Genomic DNA, 18,907 nt, shown 5'->3' on the forward strand with positions numbered 1-18,907 from the left:
AAACAGGACAAACAATGCTCACGCCTCTTTATGCAGCCATCTTTTCAAGTTGGCACGCTGATTGCATTATGAATATTGAAAGCGTTTTCTATTTCATCAATCAGTGAAAGGGAGAGGATGACTGTGTCACAAACGCAAACGAACGAGGCAGCAATGTCTAAAAAAGAAGCAGCGTGGATGTTTCAAAAAATGCTTGAAATACGCCATTTTGAAGATCGGGTTCATGAGATTTTTGGGACAGGTGTATTGCCCGGCTTTGTTCATTTATATGCGGGAGAAGAAGCGATTGCGGTCGGACTTTGCTCGCACCTCGATGACAATGATTACATTACCAGTACACACCGCGGTCACGGCCACTGCATTGCAAAAGGATGCGACCTGGACGGGATGATGGCGGAGATTTACGGACGGTCAACCGGTCTTTGTAAAGGAAAAGGCGGTTCAATGCACATTGCGGATGTAGAAAAAGGAATGCTGGGTGCGAACGGCATTGTCGGAGGAGGATTCCCGCTTGCCGTCGGTGCCGGACTGACGCATAAGCTGAAAAAAACCGGTAGCGTCGCGGTTTGCTTTTTCGGAGATGGAGCCAACAATCATGGCACCTTCCATGAAGGCATTAACATGGCCGCCATTTGGGATTTGCCGGTCATTTTTGTGGCAGAAAACAATGGATTCGGCGAAGCGACCCCGTTTCATTACGCATCCAGCTGCAAATCGATTGCAGACCGGGCGATCAGCTATAACATTCCCGGAGAAACGGTGGATGGGAAGGACGTTATCGCCGTTCGGGAAGCAGCGAAAAGAGCGGTGGAACGAGCAAGAAATGGGGAAGGACCGACGTTAATTGAATGTGTTACTTACCGGAACTACGGCCATTTTGAAGGAGATGCCCAGACGTATAAGGGCGAAGAAAAGGTAAAGCATTTACATGATCTGGATGCCATCAAAAAGTTTTATACGTACTTAACCGAGCAGGGCATTATGACGGAGGAAGAGCTGGATCAAATGGATGAAGATGTCCGGAAAGACATTGACCGCGCGGTTGAATTTGCCGAAAAAAGTCCCCATCCGCTTCCGGAGCAGCTGCTTGAAGATGTGTACGTGTCTTATAAAACAAATGGGGGTGCAGGCGCATGACTCGGCAATTGAGCTTTTCACAGGCAGTCAATGAAGCAATGGCCATTTCAATGAGGGAAGACCAGGATGTGATTTTGCTCGGGGAGGATGTAGCGGGCGGTGCGGCGGTTGATCACTTGCAGGACGAGGAAGCATGGGGCGGTGTGATGGGGGTCACGAAAGGACTCGTGCAGGAGTTCGGCCGTGACCGGATTATTGATACACCGATTGCCGAAGCAGGGTATGTCGGTGCGGCCGTAACAGCTGCTGCGACAGGCATGCGTCCAATTGCAGAGCTCATGTTCAATGATTTTATCGGCAGCTGTCTGGATGAGGTGATGAACCAGGGAGCCAAGCTGCGCTACATGTTTGGCGGCAAAGCAAAAGTGCCGCTCACCATCCGGACGATGCACGGCGCCGGCTTCCGTGCAGCTGCCCAGCACTCGCAAAGCTTATATTCGTTTTTCACGCATATCCCGGGCATTAAAGTCGTCATTCCGTCTACGCCGTATGACGCAAAAGGCCTGCTGCTGGAATCGATTTTTGATGATGACCTTGTTGTGTTTTTTGAAGACAAAACACTGTACACGATGAAGGGTGAAGTGCCGGAAGGCTCATACCGAATTCCGTTTGGCAAAGCAGATATTAAAAGAAGCGGCGAGGATGTCACAATTGTGGCCATCGGGAAAATGGTTCATACCGCGATAAAGGCAGCAGATGAACTGGCGAAACACGGCATCGAAGCCGAGATTGTGGACCCGCGCACCCTGTCGCCTCTTGACGAAGACACGATTTTATCATCCGTGGAAAAAACCGGCCGGCTAGTCGTGGTGGATGAAGCAAACCCGAGATGCAGCGCCGCAACAGATATCGCAGCACTCGCAGCCGATAAAGGCTTTGACTATTTGGATGCGCCGGTGAAAATGGTGACGGCTCCGCATACACCGGTTCCGTTCGCACCGACACTTGAGGATATTTATTTGCCGACACCGGATAAAATTGTGAAAGCCGTTCAGGAAATGACTGGAAGCGAACTTGCTATTTAAGGGGGAGTTAACATGGGTGTGAACGTCATTATGCCGAAGCTTGGGATGGGTATGGAAGAAGGGACAGTCGTCGAATGGCTGAAGCAGGAAGGCGATGAAGTGAAAAAAGGAGATTCTGTTGCCGTCATTAGCTCGGATAAAATCGAAAAAGACGTGGAAGCGCCGGCAGATGGGGTGCTCTTGAAAATTCAGGCTTCTTCAGATGAGGTGGTAAAAGTAGGAGAAGCTATCGGAATTGTCGGTGAGGCTGGAGAGGAGACGGATGCAACGGCGGCACCACAGGCTGAGCTTCACCGGGAAGCGCCGGAAATGCCGGTTGAAACGCCGTCTTCCATTCAGCAAACTGAAGAGCCGGTCGCTGCAAAAGCCGAAAAGTACGTCAGCAGAATCAGGGTTTCTCCTGCTGCACGAAAGCTGGCAAAGGCACATGGCATGGATGTGACAGGCATTCCAGGTACAGGGCCAAACGGGCGCATTACCCGCTCGGATGTAGAGCGCCATATCGGTCATATTACGCCAGAGCCGGAGCCGTCCATCTCCAGTCCAGCGCCTGAAGCAGATGTGGAGCCGGTAACGTCCCGGTCCTCAATTGGAAAGCCGCTCGCGGGTATGCGGAAGGTGATTGCGGATCGCATGTTTAAAAGCCTGCAAACGACTGCACAGCTGACCATTACGATGAAGGCAGACGTGACGGATCTGCTCACGATCCGTCAGCAAATGAACGAATCGCTCCAGTCAAGCGGCGTGAAATTAACCGTGACGGATTTTGTTGCAAAAGCCGTGATCGCTTCCTTGAAAAAGCATCCAGCTATGAATGCGACGCTTGAAAACGGAAAGCTCGCCTTGCACGACCGGGTCCATCTCGGCATTGCTGTCGCGCTCGATGGCGGCTTAATGGTGCCGGTCATAAACGACGCGTGCTGTTTATCTATAAAGAAGTTGTCCGAGCAGATCCGGACAAATGCTGACGATGTTCGAAACGGGCGCGTCGGAGCAGAAAAACTGAAAGGCTCAACATTTACCATTACGAACCTTGGGCACTACGACGTTGAGTACTTTACACCCGTATTGAACCCGCCGGAAATCGGCATTCTCGGGCTCGGCCGGGCCATGCCGCAAGCTCTGTTTGTGGGGGATGAACTGCAGAAACGAACGATCCAGCCGCTCAGCCTGACATTTGACCACCGTGCCATCGACGGAGCCCCGGCTGCGGAATTTTTACAAACAATCAAAACAATGCTCGAGCAGCCTTACCGAATGCTGGCTGAATAAGTGTTAGGATAGGAATCGTCCAAACAGCCGAACGACCTCGTCGTCCGGCTGTTTTTTTGGGGGGGCTATAGTATAACAGCGGGAGCTAACGCTGATAAAATGACCATAACGCTGGTATCGACCGGCCTATCGCCGGTATTTCTACAATACCGGCGATAGGCTACACGATATCAGCGGTAAACGAATTATACCGGCGTTAAGCAGAGGTTTATATCCTTTACACGGGAGATTCTTGCAAGAGGAACAAGATAGAATCAAGCAGCCACGGCTCGTCGCCGTTCAATCGTAAAGAACACCGCGCCGAGTATACAAGCGATCCCGGCTAGCTGCCACCTGCTTAACGAATCCCCAAAAAGAAGCACCCCAATGAAAATCGCCACAACCGGCTCGGCTGTTGCTAAAATCGCCGCGCGCCCCGACTCCATCTTGGCCAATCCTGCTGTGTACAGGATATAGGCGGCAATGGTGGAAAGAAGCACAAGCCCGCCGCTGTTAACGAGGACGCCTGTTTGAGCCAGGTCATTCATTTTCCCCGATAATCCGGACATCGGCACGACAAACAAAGACGCCGTCAGCATCGCATAAGCGGTAATCGTCACCGAATGATAGCGGCCCGCAACGAATTTGCCGAAAATCGAATAAAGGGCATAAAAAAAGCCGGATAACAGCCCGATCCCTACGGTAACAGCTGATACATTGCCGCTGCCAGCCGGAAAAAGCCCGACAGCCAGTCCGCAGCCTGCCACTGTTAACAACAGCGCAATGCTTTTACCGCCGGTTAACGGCTCCTTGAAAAACAACCGCGACAGCAATACAACAAAGATCGGTCCTGTGTACAGCAGCACGACCGCCAGTGAGTTGGACGAGCGCTCGATGACCGTGAAAAAGCAAAGGTTGAAAAACGCAATGCTCAGAATGCCGCATCCCGCGAAAAAGGGAAGATCCCGAAGCTGAATGACGAGCAAATGCCGCTTAAACAGGGCTAAAAAGACAAACAGTACAAGCGCAGAGCCGCCCGCGCGTACAGCGACCACATCGATCGGCGTAAAGCCGAATTGATAGAGACCCTGTACAAATAATCCAATGATGCCCCATAAGGAAGCACCGGCTAACACAAGCAATGGAGCTTTCAACGTAATCCCTCCTTTTTCCTTATAGTAACGGAAAAAGGATGCAAAACAACCTTTATTCCGATAAAATAAAAAGAGTATGAATAAAAGTAAAGGCAGGTACTGAAGATGAAGACGGCCATTTTGACTGACAGCACGGCTTATCTTCCGAAAGCGCTGCGAGATGAACTGAATATTTTTATGATCCCGCTCAGCGTGATTTTTGGCGAGGATGCGTATCGTGAAGAACTAGATATAACGATGAAAGAATTTTATGCGAAAGTCAATGAGGGCGGAAAGCTTCCGACAACGTCCCAGCCGGTCATCGGTCATTTTGTGGAAATGTATGAACAGATCGCGAAGGAATACGATGCAGTCATCGGCATTTATTTATCAAGCGGCATTAGTGGCACCTATCAATCTTCTATGACAGCGGCGGATATGGTGGACGGACTTGATGTGTATTCGTTTGATACAGAAGTCAGCTGTGCCCCGCAGGCTTTTTACGTGCTTCGTGCTGTGGAAATGGCCAAGCAGGGCAAGCAGCCGGGTGAAATTATGGCGGAGCTGACCGAGATGAAAAAATGGACAAAGGCGTACTTTATGGTGGATGACTTAAACCATTTAAAGCGCGGCGGCCGGTTAAGCGGCGCCCAGGCATTAATTGGCGGGCTGCTGCAGGTTAAGCCGATTTTGCATTTTGAAGAAAAAGTGATTGTCCCATTTGAAAAAATCCGCACAAGCAAAAAAGCGCTGAAACGAATTGGCGACTTGTTTGAAGAGGATTATAACGAAGGAAGCAAGCTTCAGGCAGTCATCATTCATGCGAATCGCGAGGACGATGCCCGTCAATGGGTGACGGACCTGAAAAAACGGTTCCCGAACGCCGAATTCGGCATTTCAAGCTTTGGCCCGGTTATCGCTACGCACCTTGGCGAAGGCGCACTGGCGATGGGCTGGACGAAAAAAGGGTAACAAACACACGGCGCAATTACATGGATTAACGCGCAATATCGCGAGGTTTTGGCGCAAATGCCAGCGTTAGCGCGCAATTCCCCAACGTAAGGCGCAATCCCGCTCGAATTGCGCCTTATTTTCCATATTTGCGCCGTGTAAAGGGTAAAAACGAGTCTCACTTTCATTTTAATCGAACATAAAAAAGCGCCCCGGCTTGAAACCGGAGCGCTTTTTCTTATTTTGGAACGGAGTTAAGGACGTCTGTGATCATTTGCATTTCTTCTGCATCGATGCGGTCGGTGCTTGCTGCACGTGTACCGCTAATCAAGTCGCCGAAGCCCTGCTCATTCAGCTTTTTAATGACGTCGTTGATAAACGGACGGTTGTTGTTGACGAGATACGTTGTTTTCGACCGGATCATCTGGTCGAAAATCGCACTGCGCTCCATGCCGATCCGCTCAAGACCTTCTTGATTCAACAGAAGATCCAACAGCGTGAGAAGCTCATAGTCATTTCCGGCGAATGTTAAGTCCGGATTTACCTGGTACCAGAGATCTCCTTTGTAGCTACCGCTCGTCCGAACCCAGCGCGGATACAGGTTTTCAATGCCTGCCTTCAGCTCGCGCATCGGCTTGAGGTACTTGTCATCGCGTGTTTGCTCGTAAGCAACGATAAGGAACCGCATGCCGCCCAGCGCGTGATTCAGAGACGAATGAGTTTTAGCAGATCCGGACTTGTAATAATCCGAGATCATGTAGCTCGACAGCGTCACAGGAATCGTGTTGCCGAGCGCTTTTTGATTCACAAGGAAGTTGGCATACGATAAATTGTCATCCTTCAAGGCGTCAATATCGAGCGCTTCTCCTGTGTTTTTCAAAAACATCGCCGCGTTTTCATTCAAGCGGGTATCCACGTATGGCGCGGTTGTACCGTACGCATTTTTCAGCCATGTGCTCGTGTATTCTGTATGGAAGAGCGGCTGTGAGCCTTTTGTGACTTCACCGCCGGAAAAAACATCCAGGTCGGCGACGCCGTTTAACACTAGGTTGTATAAGTACCGGTCGTTATGCTGCTGGTAGGCCGTTAAATAAATGCCCGCCTGCATCCGGTTAATGCTGCGGCCGTAGCCCATTTTATATCCTGGCTCAATCGACCACGGCAGCTTTGTGATCGCGCCATCTGCCGTCAGCCAGTTGTTAATGGAAATGTACTCCGCAATCGTGCGCTTAAACCATTGGTTTCGAGTGGATTCGCTTTTAAATAAAGGCTTGTCCGATACAAGCGCCCATGAATCGGAAATCGCTTTGCCCTGGACGGTCATGTTCATGCTTGCCGTCACGGTATTGTTTGCCTGCGTAATGTCGTAGCCGGCATATTCTTTCTCCAGCACGCGCAGTGAAGAGACAGTGCCATCTGAATATTTCTGCTGCTTCGGAAGAGATACATAGTTTTTGCCCATCATCACTTCGTTCGTGACAGCAGAGCCATTTTTCACGGAAAGAACACCGATCGGGTGGCTTGTTTCATCCACGCCAAATACATTATGGTGCTCCTGCACGATCGTTCCCTGATCGCTGTATTTTGCGAGTGAGTAGCCATCTGATTGAACAAATGGCATCGATACGGTAGCGGAGTATGTATTATCCGCATTATGCGTGAACTTGGTGAACACAAATGTGTCGCCATTATCGAGCTTGCGAAGCGTCACACGCAGAGAGCCGAGCGGGTTTGACGCATAGCCCATATGATAATCATAATGGTAGTCGGTTGATAAAATATGCTTTTCAGATGAACTGCGGCTGTAGGTAAGCGGAACGCCGCGTGAGTTCATGCGGACCTTCACATATTGACGGTCATTGACAGGTACAATGACCTCCTGGTTATCTGCCGGCTTTGGAATCTCAATTGGTTCCTTGTCGCCAGCGAGCAAGCCAAGCTTTGTCATCATCCGGTGAATAAACACAGCGGATTCCCCGCGTGTAGCGACTTTAGACGGCAAAAAGGCATTTTCTGCCGTTCCGTAAATGAGTCCGTAATGTGTCATTCGTTCCACAGACGCATACGCATAGCCGCCGATTTCCTTCGCATCCGTGAAGGAAAGTGGAGCTCTGTTCATATAGTCGCCTTTTAGCTGCATCGCCCGGTCGAGCATCACCGCTACGTCTGATCGGGTGATTGCTTCATAAGGAAGCGCAAGTCCTTCAGTCGTTCCTGCAATGATGCCGGCTTTTTTCGCGGCGGCAATTTCAGGATACAGTGTGCTGCCTGGCCCGACATCCTTAAACGCTGAATCGCCGGCCGGCAGATCAAGCGCCCGGACGAGATACGCTAAAAACTGGCCTCTTGTTACATTTGTGTAAGGCCGGAACGTCCCATCTTCAAAACCTGCAATGACATCTTCTGCCACGAGATCGTCAATTTCTGCTTTTGCCCAGTGGCCGGATGTATCGCTGAAGCTCTGTGCCGATACGTGAAAAACAAACGTAAACACGACTAAAAAAGCGGCAAGGCTTCCTCCAATTTTTCTCATAAAATCCCCTTTCTCTTTAACAGCATATTACAATTAGAAGTATACCATATCGAAAAAATGCGCCAATGTTAAATTCCGATGACAATATGACAACGATTGTCATATTCAAGGGAGCGAGATATACTAGCAGGGAAAGGAAGTGGAAAATGAAAAATATATTGTTTTTTACCGGACGTGAACTGACCGTTGAAGAAATGCAAGAGCCGATCCCTGACCTCCATCATTTTGCCGTTCAGCCAGGTGTATCTGACGAACCGAAATGTCAGCGCTGCGGCAACGAAACGAACTTCTCCTCTCATCCATGCGCCCGCTGCGGCAAAGAATGCCTCTACTGCCGAAACTGCATCAAAATGGGCAAAATCTCATCCTGTACCACCCTTTACCGCTGGACTGGACCCGAGCCGGATGTCCCGAAAGCAGCCGGCATTTTGCACTGGAGCGGGACGCTGTCACCCGGCCAAAAAACGGCGTCAGACAACGTGCTGCAGGCCATTCAACAGCAAAAGGAGCATACCGTCTGGGCGGTCGCCGGCGCCGGAAAAACGGAAGTGCTGTTTGCCGGAATTGCCACGGCTTTATCAGAAGGAAGGCGGGTGTGCATCGCCGCACCGAGATCAGATGTTGTCCGGGAGCTGGCACCGCGCCTTCAAAACGTATTTCCCAACACACCGCCTGCCGCCCTTTACGGAGGAAGCCCGGACCGCCACACGTACAGCCCGCTCGTCATCTCCACCACTCACCAGCTTTTCCGCTATACAGCCGCATTTGACGTCATGATTGTAGACGAGGTCGATGCCTTTCCGTACACCTTCGACCACTCGCTTCAGTATGCGGTCCAAAAAGCCCGTAAAACAGAATCCGCCCTCATTTATTTAACCGCCACACCAGAGCCGTCCTGGCGGGAGGACATTCAATCCGGCAAGCGGGACGCGACGCTCATTCCCGCCCGTTACCACCGCCAGCCGCTGCCTGTTCCTTCTATGAAATGGTGCGGAAATTGGAAAAAATCAATCGTTCCGCCGGCTGTTTTGGAATGGGTGAAAACAAAAGAAAAAGCACTTCTATTTTATCCGCATATCGAGACGATGGAAAAAGCGCTGGCAACGCTGAAAGCAATCGATTCACGAATCGAAAGTGTTCATGCGGCCGATCCGCTGCGGAAGGAAAAAGTAGCGGCGATGAGGAGAGGAGAAGTGCCGGTTTTGCTGACGACGACGATATTAGAAAGAGGGGTCACCTTTCCGGGTGTCGATGTTGCCGTTGTCGGGGCAGAAGACCGGGTATTTACCGAAAGTGCCCTCGTTCAAATCGCCGGCCGTGCCGGACGCAGCGCCGACTGTCCGACGGGGGAGATCCTCTTTTTCCACTATGGCAAAACAACCGCCATGGTCCAATCCATTGAACAAATTAATGAGATGAACAAGCTCGGCAGGCAAAAGGGGCTGCTGGATACATGAACCGCTGCCTGCTGTGTGAAAATGGGACAGAAGTCGATTCGTGGCGTGCTTTTTTCGGAGCGAAGGCGCCGCCTCTTTGCGAAGTCTGCACGGCTTCCTTTAACCGTTTGTCGGGACCGTGCTGCCACGTTTGTTCGCGTTCCCTGGAAGAGGACGGAGAATGTACGGACTGCCAGTCGTGGCGAAAAAGCATTTTCCACTCAAACGTTTCTCTGTTCCATTACAATGAAGCGATGCAGGATGTCATTGCGCAGTTTAAGTACCGGGGCGATTATGTCCTGGCGTCCATTTTTGCGGAAAAGATTCGAACCGAAGCGAAAAAAGCCGCATGTGACCTCATTTGTCCGGTGCCGCTTGCGCCGTCGAGACTCGCGGAGCGGCGGTTTAATCAATCGGAGGCGCTTATCGTCTGTGCCGGGCTGACGGCTGCGCCGCTGCTTGGCCGGCATGAATCCGAGAAGCAGTCAAAAAAGTCGCGCGCCGAGCGGATGAACGCAGTGCAGACGTTTTATCCGACTGGAGAAGCCACCGGAAAATCGGTGCTTGTCATTGATGATATTTACACGACTGGCGCGACGATGCGGCTCGTGGCGGATGCGCTGGCAGATGCTGGCGCTGCTTCAGTAAAAAGCATCACCATTGCACGAAGCGGTTCTTGACTTTTTGTACATGTCGAATAAGAATGAACTTAAGAGAATGAGAGGCAAGGTGAGAAAGTATGAACGAAGTCGTTAACTGTCCGCGCTGCAATGAATTGTACACAAAAAACGCGTTTCGTGACGTTTGTCCGAAATGTTCACGTTCAGAGGAAGAGCTTTATCAAAAGGCGTATTCATTTTTGCGCAAGCGGGAAAACCGTGCGGCAACGATGGAACGGATTATTGAAGTAACCGGTGCTACAGAAGGCATGATTCATAAGTGGGTGAGAAAAGGACGGCTTCAGCCGGCGCAATTCCCGAATCTCGGCTACCCGTGTGACCGGTGCGGCACGATTATTCAAAAAGGCAAGCTGTGCGCGGGCTGTCTTCAAGAAATCGACTCCGATTTAAAGCTGCATGACCGCGAGCAGTCCTTTTCACAAAAGCGTGAGCAGTCAGAGCACCAGCGTACGTATTTAGGAAGACGCCAGGACTAAACCCGCCTTTTGACGGGTTTTTGTTCTTTATATAAATGCGCAAAAATCCTCATTAAACATTTCCCGCATTAGGACGATATAAGAAGCACAAGAAAAAAAGAAAGCGAGGATACGGACGATGAAAATTAATCAAACACCCGGCGTAAATGGGATTAATCCGTATCAGAAGCAGCTGAAGAAAGCGGACGCGGCGCAGGCCGCCAGCCCGGCAAACGGCGACAAGCTTGAGATTTCAAGCGCCGCCAAAGAGATGCAAGACTCATCAAGAATACTAGCTGAACGCCGCGAAAAAATCGCGCTTCTGAAAGAACAAATAACCGATGGCACGTATAAAACGGATGCGAACGCAACCGCAAAGGCCATGCTCGACTTTTACGGGAAACAGTAGCCGTAGCCGGATCGCCCACGAGATTTCTCCGGGCGATCTTTCTTTATGTACATAATCACGAAAGGAGCCCGAATAATGAAGATTCAGTCACAAGCGCCCGCATCGCTGCTCCAGCCAGCCGCCATGCCGGCTCAAGCGGAGAGTGTTGAGGCGGAGTCCGCCCAGCCAGCCGCTCCCAAAGCAGAAAAACAGCCGCAGGAGATTGCTGTGTTCACTGCCAAAGGAATGACGCTTACAAAAGAAGCGAAGCAAGCGGTTCAAACCTTTATGGAAACGGCGCCAGGAACAGAAGCCGAAAAGCTGGCCACAGTGAAGGCGATGGCAGACAAGGGGATTGTTCCGTCCGAATCGTCTTTAAAAGCAGTCCATGCCGCCCTGACCGTCACTCCTTTCGGCAAGCAGGCAGCCGAGTGGCTGAATCAGTCGGGCATTGACTTTCCGGAAAACACAAGAGCCGCAATTGAAAAAGCGCTTCAGCTCGGTCGGACACAGGAAGCAGTGAAGGCGGTCCAATCGTCGCCGCTGCCTGATGAAGTCATGAAGCAAATAGAAGCCATTGTGAAGCAAGGCGGATCGCCCGAACAGCTTGCCCAGGCTTTAAAGGGACTGGCGCAGGAGCACAGCCTTCCCGTCGCCAAAGTCGTCGAACAAGCAGGAGCGCTGCAGGCCGACATGCTTCAGAACACGGCCAGACAAAAGCTGGCCGAGGCGATTGGGCTCCTGTTAAAGCAGCAGCCAGATCATGCACTGCTGAATGATCTGGCCAGAAAGCTGGATCAAAACGGATCGCTCCAGGATATCGTCCAGGCACTTCGGACCCTTTTCAACGGAGACCGGACAGCTGTCATTAAGCCGATCGCAGAAGCGCTTCAGCTGGCGGATCTGGCTCAGACAAGAATGACAAACGCTCTCCAGCCGTCTGGGATTGCCATTCCGGAAACGGATGAAACCGAACCGTCAACGCCGCAAAAAGCGGCAGTGATGATTCAAAAAGAGCCATCCTTCGACCGAATTACGTCTTTTATAAAAGAAGTGATGCCGGAGCTTGGCGCCACCGTTGACAGAGCAGAAGCGTTAGCGGCATCGGGCAAGGAGCTCGCGGCACGCGGGGAATTGATGAAAGCTATCGAGCCGCTGATCCCGCTACCCTCTGCAGAAAAATCGGTGACAATACCGGATGAATTATTTGCACACGTACCGCCTGCATCGAAAAACGTCATAATGACCACCATTACGGAAAAAATGTCCCAGTCAGCGATTGATTTCAAGCAATTTAAGCGAGACATTATGCGGAATCTGCAAACAGCGGAGCTTATGATCAAAACGCCCCAGCAGGCAAAGCCGGTCGTGGAAACAGCCATTAAAACACTGGATAACGCCATCCTAAAGGGCGACTTTATGCTGTACACCGATATGAAAACGGAAAAGCAGCTCATGCAGGCGTCCCAGCAATTAGCCGATGCCCGCAAGCTGCTGGCAAAAGGAGACACACCTGCTGCCGCGCGAATCGTCGCAGACGTGAAAGCACTCATCGACCGGGTCACGTTTAAGCCTTCTGATTCCAAAGTGATGCACATGATCACGCGGGAGCTGACCGACACACCACAGCGGAATCTCGCTGGAGCGATGGCCGGACTTTACGACGCACCTGGAGCCCGAAACGCCTTTGAGCTCGTCCGCGCCGCCGGGTTAAACTACGAACACGAGCAAGCGGCCGCCATGCTGAAAGGAAAAGCAGAGGTACCGAACGCGGTGAAGCAAGCGCTTCTTGCCACAATGAACCAGCCGTCCGGCGAGCAGGCCGCCGCCACGTTAACCGGCCAGCAGCTCCTCAGCAAGCCGGAATCCGGTCTGCAGTCGATGATGATGTCACTGCCGTTTCTGCTTGGCGGACAGGCCGACAGCGTGAATGTGTTTATCCGCTCGAAAAACGCCGGCCAGCAGGTGGACTGGGAAAACTGCTCGATCCATTTTTTATTTGAAACAAAAAAACTTGGTCCCGTCGGCATGACCATTTCCGCCGCCGATCGGAACCTGTCCGTGAAAATCCAGAACGACCAGGAAGGCTTTGGACAAAAGATGGAGCCGCTCGCAGTTGTGTTGAAAAACCGGCTGTCCGATATCGGCTACCGGGTCGGCGCTGTCCAGTTCGGCACCTTTGCCAGACAGGATGAGCAAACCGCATCCAAAACAGGAACAGCAGCTTCTCCTGCGAAAGGATTTGACTTTACCATATGAGCTATTACAACCAGATCAACCGGCGAAAGGTCAACGGACCGTCCGCCGCTGTCATCCGCTACGAGGAAGGGAGCGCGCCGACCGTTGTTGCCCAAGGGAAAGGCGCGCTCGCGGCAAAGATTTTAGAGCTTGCCGGCCAGCACGGCATTCCGATGGAGCAGGACTCGTCGCTTTTGTCAGAGCTGATCGACATTGACCTTGGCGATTCCATTCCGCCGCAGCTGTATTCTGTCATCGCCGAAATGCTCATTTTAATCGAAGAAATGGAATCCACGTATTAAAATCCGGCAAATTTTGCCGATACATATCATTGAGGTGACAAACGTGATCACAAAAGAAATGATTTATCAAAAAACGCCGCAGCAGCTAACGGCTCTTCTATATGAAGCGGGACTTGCCCAATTTGAAAAAGCGGACCAGTTTTTAAAAAAAGGCAGCTTTTCAGAGGCAAACGATGCGATGCAAAAAATTAACGACATTACCGAGCGTCTCGGTGCAGGTCTTAACTACGAAGCCGGCATTATTGCCGATCAGCTCGACCATGTGTACAACTTTATCGCTGATACGGTCATTCAAGCGAATCTTCAGAAAGACGCTGAAAAACTTGCGCAGGCGCAAAAGCTGTTTCAATCAATCGCCGATGCATGGAATGAAGCGATGAAAACAGCACCGTCCAAACCAGTGGCACGAAAGAAAAATGCCTATGAGCAAAACGTCTTTGTCGAAGGCCAGCCGGAAAATACGATTGAAACGGGGAACTAATCGATGAGAATCAACCATAATATTCAAGCGTTAAACGCATATCGCAACTTAAGCACAACGAATAATCAAACATCTAAAAGCCTGGAAAAATTGTCATCAGGTCTTCGAATCAACCGTGCGGCGGATGACGCGGCCGGTTTGGCAATTTCAGAAAAAATGCGCTCACAGGTACGCGGTCTTGATATGGCTGAACGGAATTCACTTGACGCCATCTCCTTGATTCAAACCGCTGAAGGCGCCCTTGCATCCACACACGACATTTTACAGCGGATGCGTGAGCTGTCTGTGCAGGCTTCGAATGGTACACTTGAGTCGGAAGACCAGCAGGCAATTCAGGATGAAATCGATGCTCTTGTTGAAGAAATCGACCGCATCGCCAATGAAACAGAATTTAATGAGAAAAAACTGCTGGATGGCAGCCTGCCTGCCGGGGGTATGGCCTTCCAAATTGGCGCTAATGCGAATCAAATGCTCAACCTAGAAATCAATGGAATGACCGCGAATGACCTTGGCGTGGACAGCCTGGATATGCTGACAGGTGCATCGACGGCTATTTCCACCATCGATGCCGCAATTTCAAAGGTATCTGAACAGCGCAGCAAGCTCGGGGCCGTTCAAAACCGGTTAGAGCATACGATTACAAACCTGCAGACAGCGAATGAAAACTTAACAGCGGCAGAGTCGCGCGTACGTGACCTCGACATGGCAGAGGAAATGACACAGTTTACACGAAACAACATTTTAAACCAGGCGGGGCAGGCGATGCTCGCGCAGGCGAATCAGCTTCCGCAGGGCGTCCTGCAGCTGCTGCAATAATCAAACGGGGTGAAGCAGCATGGAAATACAGCGCGTAAATAAAGTATCCACCTCCCGGGCCGAACGGAAAGAAGAAACAGCGAAAGCATCCGTGGCCTTCACGGATGTGATCGCCTCCAAGCGTCAAAATGCCGCACTTGATAAAATGAACGGCATGATGAAGGACATCGAAACGCAGGGCGAAAAGCTGGCTGAGCACCGGACGATTGACGATCTTCGTAAATACAAGAAGATGGTCAAGGAGTTTATGGAAGAAGCAGTGAACAGCGGTCTTCAATTAGAAGAACAGCGCGGCTTCAACCGGCGCGGACGGACGAAGGTGTATAAAATCGTCAAGGAAGTCGACAGCCGGTTAACGCAGCTGGCCAACGATGTCATTAATAAAGAAAAATCACAGCTTGATATTTTGGGCAAGGTCGGCGAAATCCAAGGCTTGCTTATTAACATTTACACGTAAAAGGGGGAGCGTCATGTTGATCGAAACGCTCGAAAAACAGCTGGCGCTTCATAAAAGCCTGCTTGGGCTGTCATATGCAAAAAAAAGCGCCATTAAAGAAAACAAAATGGACGAATTGAACCGGATTGTCCGCGACGAGCAAAAGCATGTCAGTGCGGTGTCGATTTTAGAAAAGCAGCGGACAGCTTCAACAGCCGCATCCGTCAGCGATCAGCTCGCTTCTCTTTCGGAAGAGGACCAGGCACAGGCAGCGCAGCTTCGTGATGAGCTCGTGCAGGTGATGCAGGAGCTGAAGGAAGCCAATGATTTAAATGCGGAGCTGCTGGACCAGTCGCTTCAATTCGTTCATTTGCAGCTGGATTTACTCGCCCCGCCGGATTCCGGCAACTACGCGCCAGAGGGCGATCAGGAGGGGCCGTCTTCCGGGCCGGTATTTGATTCCAAAGCATAGGAATAGGAGAGACAAACATGAGATCAACGTTTATGGGACTTGAAACCGCCAAGCGCGGCATGTTCACACAGCAGGGGGCGCTTTACACAACAGGCCACAATATTTCCAATGCCAACACGCCCGGCTATTCGCGCCAGCGGATTAATTTTGAAACGACGACTCCGTATCCGGCTGTTGGCTTAAACCGCCCGAACATTCCCGGCCAGATGGGGACAGGGGTGGAAGCAGGCTCCGTTCAGCGGATTCGGGACAGCTTTTTAGATGTGCAGTACCGCAATGAAAACACGAAGCTTGGCTACTGGAGTGCCCGTGCCGATGCGTTCGCAAAAGTAGAGGACATCGTCAATGAGCCAACAACAGAAGGACTTGCGGCGACCATGACCGAGCTGTGGAAATCGTTCCAGGATTTAGCCGGTGCGTCTGAGAACGAAGGCGCGCGCGGTGTGGTGCTTGAACGTCTTCAAGCTGCCGCAGATACGTTTAACTACATGTCCGATTCACTTCAAGCGGTGAAAAAAGACTTCGGCAACCAGGCCGGCATAACCGTTAATTCCGCCAATTCCGTTATTGAGAAGCTGTTTGCGGTCAATAGACAGATCAGCGAAGTGGAGCCGAACGGCTACTTGCCGAATGATTTGTACGACGAACGTGACCGCTTGATCGATGAATTGTCGCAATACGTCAGTGTGTCGGTTGATGCTGATCCAAGCGGCGGAAACGCCCTGCCAATTGCGGAAGGCGTCTACAATGTCAGCATCCTAAATGCAGACGGTACAAAAACACCGTTGCTCACGAAAGATGAGTATTCATTGTTAAGCTTTAGCTCCGCTTCTGTTGACGTGACTGTGCCCGCCGGAAGCAACCGGGTCGACAGCCTTTTCTTAATCCAGCATGACAGATCCAATACACAAACCGGCACGGGACCGGAAATTCCGTTCGCAGATGCAAATGGCACACCGGTGTTTCCGAACGGAGAAATTAAAGGCCTGATCGAAACATACGGCTACAAAGGCATGAAGGATACAGACGGCGATGGAGTAAAGGAAGAAGCAACAGCCGGCGTGTACCAAAACATGATCGATGAGCTTGATAAATTCGCCTACACCTTTAAAACACTCGTAAACGATATTCATAAGCTTGGCTTTGATGCAGAAGGAAACGCGGGTCTGGATGTGTTTCAAACAGACGCTCCTGCAGCCGGTCAGCCGGTGTACACAGGTGCCGCCAGTTCCCTTGGGCTTACAGGCATCACGACAAAGCAGATCGCCGCTTCTGCTGTACCGCCGGAAAACGGCGCGGTGAATATCGGGGACGGCAACAATGCCCAGAACCTGTCTAACATTAGCGCCATGCTTTTGACGCCGGGGAACACGGTGGATTTGTTAGGAACAGATGATACGTATACCGTTCCAGCGGACTTGCCGATTAAAACCGGCTCCTTGAATTCTTTTTATGAAGGTGTCATTGGCCGTCTTGGAGTGGATTCCCAGCAGGCGTCCCGGATGGAGGGCAATGTCGATGTGCTGCGCGCCTCCGTGATCACCAACCGTGAATCCGTTTCATCCGTGTCACTTGATGAGGAAATGACGAATTTAATTAAATACCAGCACGCGTACAACGGAGCGGCCCGCATGATCACAATTGTCGATGAAATGCTGGATAAAATCATTAACGGTATGGGTGTCGCCGGCCGTTAATAAGGAGTGAAAAGAATGCGTATTACGCAATCAATGCTGTCTTCGAATATGATGAAAAATTTAACCGCAAGCATGTCGCGGCTCGATACGCTGAATACACAGGTCGCCACGCAAAAGAAAATCACGAAGCCGTCCGACGATCCTGTTGTCGCGATGAAGGGCATCGTTTACCGCCGCAGTCTGGAAGAAGTCGAGCAGTTTCAGCGCAACTTCAGCGAAGCGTACAACTGGGTGGAAAACACCGATTCCGCGCTGGATAAAGCAAAGCTTGCCATGGACCGGATTCGGGAGCTCGTCGTCCAAACGTCGAATGACACGTATGACGCCGAGCAGCGCGAAGCAACAAAAGCCGAAATCGTTCAGCTGAAGGAGCACCTGGTGGAAATCGCCAACACAAAATTTGGTGAGAAATATTTGTTTAATGGAACAGCGACAACAACCAAGCCGGTCGAAGCAACGGCAACGGGCGCCACTGTCTCAGCCAATGCAGGCAAAATGGAGCTGGAGCTGTCAAAGGGTGTTCACATTCAAGTGAACATCTCCGCGTCGGAAGCATTCCCGGAGGCGATGTTTGCTGATGTGCAAAAGATTATCGACACGTTAGAGTACGATACAACAACCGGTTCTGACTTGAGCGGCTTGCTTGAAGACCTCGATGTGCACATGGCGGATAATTCAACGGCCCGTGCCAAAATCGGTGCGCGCTTTAACCGGATTGAATTAATGGAAGCCCGTGCCGCCGAGCAAAAGGTCGTCGCGTCCCGTATTTTATCGGAAAACGAAGACGTGGACTTTGAACAGGTAGTCACGGACTTAACCGTACAGGAAACCGTTCATAAAGCCGCGCTGTCCGTCGGCTCCCGTATTATCCAGCCTTCTTTAATGGATTATCTTCGTTAACAGGAGGGATGACCGGTGAATATCACAACCGTTCACATTAACACATCGCCGGCGAAGCTTGGCATTTCGTCTTCTCCGGGCCGCCTGTCCATCGAGCAGCCACAGGCCTCTGTTGACTTAAAGCAGCCAAAAGCAGACATGCGCATTCAAACGACGCCTGGTCGTTTGTCGATCGATCAGCGCCAGGCGTGGGATGATATGGACCGGAAGCACATCTTCACCCGCATTCGGGACGCCGCCGCAAACGGACGCCAAAAAGCGCTCGAAGGCACCGGCCGCCGGGCAATGGAAGGACGAGAGCTTGCCGATATTCATAAAGGCGGCAACGCAATCGTGATGCAGGCCGCACGCCGGGCGGACCGCTCACACGAAATCGGCATCGCCTACATTCCATCGTACGGCAGCGTGAAAATCAACTACCAGCCTGGTGACGTTCAAATTGATGCACAGGCCCGCCAGGTGGAAAACAATACACGGGCTAACAAACCCATCATCCGCTATCAGCCGGGCGACGTTCAATTCCGAATGAATCAGCACCCGTCGATCCAGTTTGAAGCGGTGAATAAAACAATTTGA

The 18,907-nt window shown here is 51.2% G+C and carries 19 protein-coding genes; 17 read left to right on the forward strand and 2 right to left on the reverse strand.

Features of this window, described 5'->3' with window-relative positions; genetic code table 11:
* Positions 1-117 precede the first annotated feature (117 nt).
* Genes BW952_RS05640 through BW952_RS05650 form a run of 3 tightly spaced genes read left to right on the forward strand, consistent with a single transcriptional unit; the run spans position 118 to position 3,434 of the window.
* Positions 118-1,137: a thiamine pyrophosphate-dependent dehydrogenase E1 component subunit alpha gene (locus BW952_RS05640; RefSeq protein WP_045849635.1), complete on the forward strand. Its 1,020-nt coding sequence runs from the start codon at positions 118-120 to the stop codon at positions 1,135-1,137.
* Positions 1,134-2,162, forward strand: coding sequence for an alpha-ketoacid dehydrogenase subunit beta (locus BW952_RS05645; RefSeq protein WP_045849636.1), 1,029 nt, complete (start codon positions 1,134-1,136; stop codon positions 2,160-2,162). The genes BW952_RS05640 and BW952_RS05645 overlap by 4 nt, the downstream gene beginning before the upstream one ends.
* 12 nt (positions 2,163-2,174) lie before the next feature.
* The gene (locus BW952_RS05650; RefSeq protein WP_045849637.1) at positions 2,175-3,434 is read left to right on the forward strand and encodes a dihydrolipoamide acetyltransferase family protein; all 1,260 of its coding nucleotides are present in this window, start codon (positions 2,175-2,177) and stop codon (positions 3,432-3,434) included.
* Positions 3,435-3,688: 254 nt separating this feature from the next.
* On the opposite strand, the gene BW952_RS05655 is transcribed toward BW952_RS05650, so the two are convergent.
* Positions 3,689-4,567, reverse strand: coding sequence for an EamA family transporter (locus BW952_RS05655; RefSeq protein ID WP_231581285.1), 879 nt, complete (start codon positions 4,565-4,567; stop codon positions 3,689-3,691).
* A 105-nt stretch (positions 4,568-4,672) separates the two neighbouring features.
* Between BW952_RS05655 and BW952_RS05660 the strand changes: the two genes are divergently transcribed.
* Positions 4,673-5,518, forward strand: coding sequence for a DegV family protein (locus BW952_RS05660; RefSeq protein ID WP_045849639.1), 846 nt, complete (start codon positions 4,673-4,675; stop codon positions 5,516-5,518).
* A gap of 217 nt (positions 5,519-5,735) precedes the next feature.
* On the opposite strand, the gene BW952_RS05665 is transcribed toward BW952_RS05660, so the two are convergent.
* Positions 5,736-8,030, reverse strand: a complete 2,295-nt coding sequence (locus BW952_RS05665) for an S-layer homology domain-containing protein (protein WP_045849640.1) — start codon at positions 8,028-8,030, stop codon at positions 5,736-5,738.
* 146 nt (positions 8,031-8,176) lie between these two features.
* On the opposite strand from BW952_RS05665, the gene BW952_RS05670 reads away from it, so the two are divergent.
* The 13 genes from BW952_RS05670 (at position 8,177) to BW952_RS05730 (ending at position 18,907) form a co-directional block, all read left to right on the forward strand.
* A complete protein-coding gene (locus BW952_RS05670) occupies positions 8,177-9,487 on the forward strand; it encodes an ATP-dependent helicase ComFA (protein WP_045849641.1) in 1,311 nt (436 codons plus the stop codon).
* A complete protein-coding gene (locus BW952_RS05675) occupies positions 9,484-10,146 on the forward strand; it encodes a ComFC family protein (RefSeq protein ID WP_052698370.1) in 663 nt (220 codons plus the stop codon). The genes BW952_RS05670 and BW952_RS05675 overlap by 4 nt, the downstream gene beginning before the upstream one ends.
* A 59-nt stretch (positions 10,147-10,205) precedes the next feature.
* Complete coding sequence (locus BW952_RS05680) at positions 10,206-10,622, forward strand: TIGR03826 family flagellar region protein (protein WP_045849642.1); 417 nt, start codon at positions 10,206-10,208, stop codon at positions 10,620-10,622.
* A 118-nt stretch (positions 10,623-10,740) separates the two neighbouring features.
* Entirely contained in the window at positions 10,741-11,010 is a 270-nt protein-coding gene (gene flgM / locus BW952_RS05685) for a flagellar biosynthesis anti-sigma factor FlgM (RefSeq protein ID WP_045849643.1), read from the forward strand.
* A gap of 75 nt (positions 11,011-11,085) precedes the next feature.
* Positions 11,086-13,248: a hypothetical protein gene (locus tag BW952_RS05690; RefSeq protein ID WP_045849644.1), complete on the forward strand. Its 2,163-nt coding sequence runs from the start codon at positions 11,086-11,088 to the stop codon at positions 13,246-13,248.
* The gene (locus tag BW952_RS05695; RefSeq protein ID WP_045849645.1) at positions 13,245-13,529 is read left to right on the forward strand and encodes an EscU/YscU/HrcU family type III secretion system export apparatus switch protein; all 285 of its coding nucleotides are present in this window, start codon (positions 13,245-13,247) and stop codon (positions 13,527-13,529) included. The genes BW952_RS05690 and BW952_RS05695 overlap by 4 nt, the downstream gene beginning before the upstream one ends.
* 43 nt (positions 13,530-13,572) lie before the next feature.
* Complete coding sequence (gene fliS / locus BW952_RS05700; RefSeq protein WP_231581286.1) at positions 13,573-14,010, forward strand: flagellar export chaperone FliS; 438 nt, start codon at positions 13,573-13,575, stop codon at positions 14,008-14,010.
* A 3-nt stretch (positions 14,011-14,013) separates the two neighbouring features.
* Positions 14,014-14,826: a flagellin N-terminal helical domain-containing protein gene (locus BW952_RS05705; RefSeq protein ID WP_045849646.1), complete on the forward strand. Its 813-nt coding sequence runs from the start codon at positions 14,014-14,016 to the stop codon at positions 14,824-14,826.
* A gap of 19 nt (positions 14,827-14,845) precedes the next feature.
* Complete coding sequence (locus BW952_RS05710; protein WP_045849647.1) at positions 14,846-15,283, forward strand: YaaR family protein; 438 nt, start codon at positions 14,846-14,848, stop codon at positions 15,281-15,283.
* Between the two features lie 13 nt (positions 15,284-15,296).
* Positions 15,297-15,734 (forward strand): flagellar protein FlgN, encoded by a 438-nt coding sequence (locus BW952_RS05715; protein ID WP_045849648.1) that lies wholly within the window; start codon positions 15,297-15,299, stop codon positions 15,732-15,734.
* A 17-nt stretch (positions 15,735-15,751) separates the two neighbouring features.
* On the forward strand, positions 15,752-17,431 hold the full coding sequence (gene flgK / locus BW952_RS05720) for a flagellar hook-associated protein FlgK (RefSeq protein ID WP_045849649.1): 1,680 nt from the start codon (positions 15,752-15,754) through the stop codon (positions 17,429-17,431).
* A 15-nt stretch (positions 17,432-17,446) separates the two neighbouring features.
* Positions 17,447-18,331, forward strand: a complete 885-nt coding sequence (gene flgL / locus BW952_RS05725; RefSeq protein WP_045849650.1) for a flagellar hook-associated protein FlgL — start codon at positions 17,447-17,449, stop codon at positions 18,329-18,331.
* 15 nt (positions 18,332-18,346) lie between these two features.
* Positions 18,347-18,907: a DUF6470 family protein gene (locus tag BW952_RS05730; protein ID WP_045849651.1), complete on the forward strand. Its 561-nt coding sequence runs from the start codon at positions 18,347-18,349 to the stop codon at positions 18,905-18,907.

This window comes from Domibacillus enclensis (assembly GCF_900156125.1).
In the GTDB taxonomy this organism is placed as follows: Bacteria; Bacillota; Bacilli; order Bacillales; family Domibacillaceae; genus Domibacillus; species Domibacillus enclensis.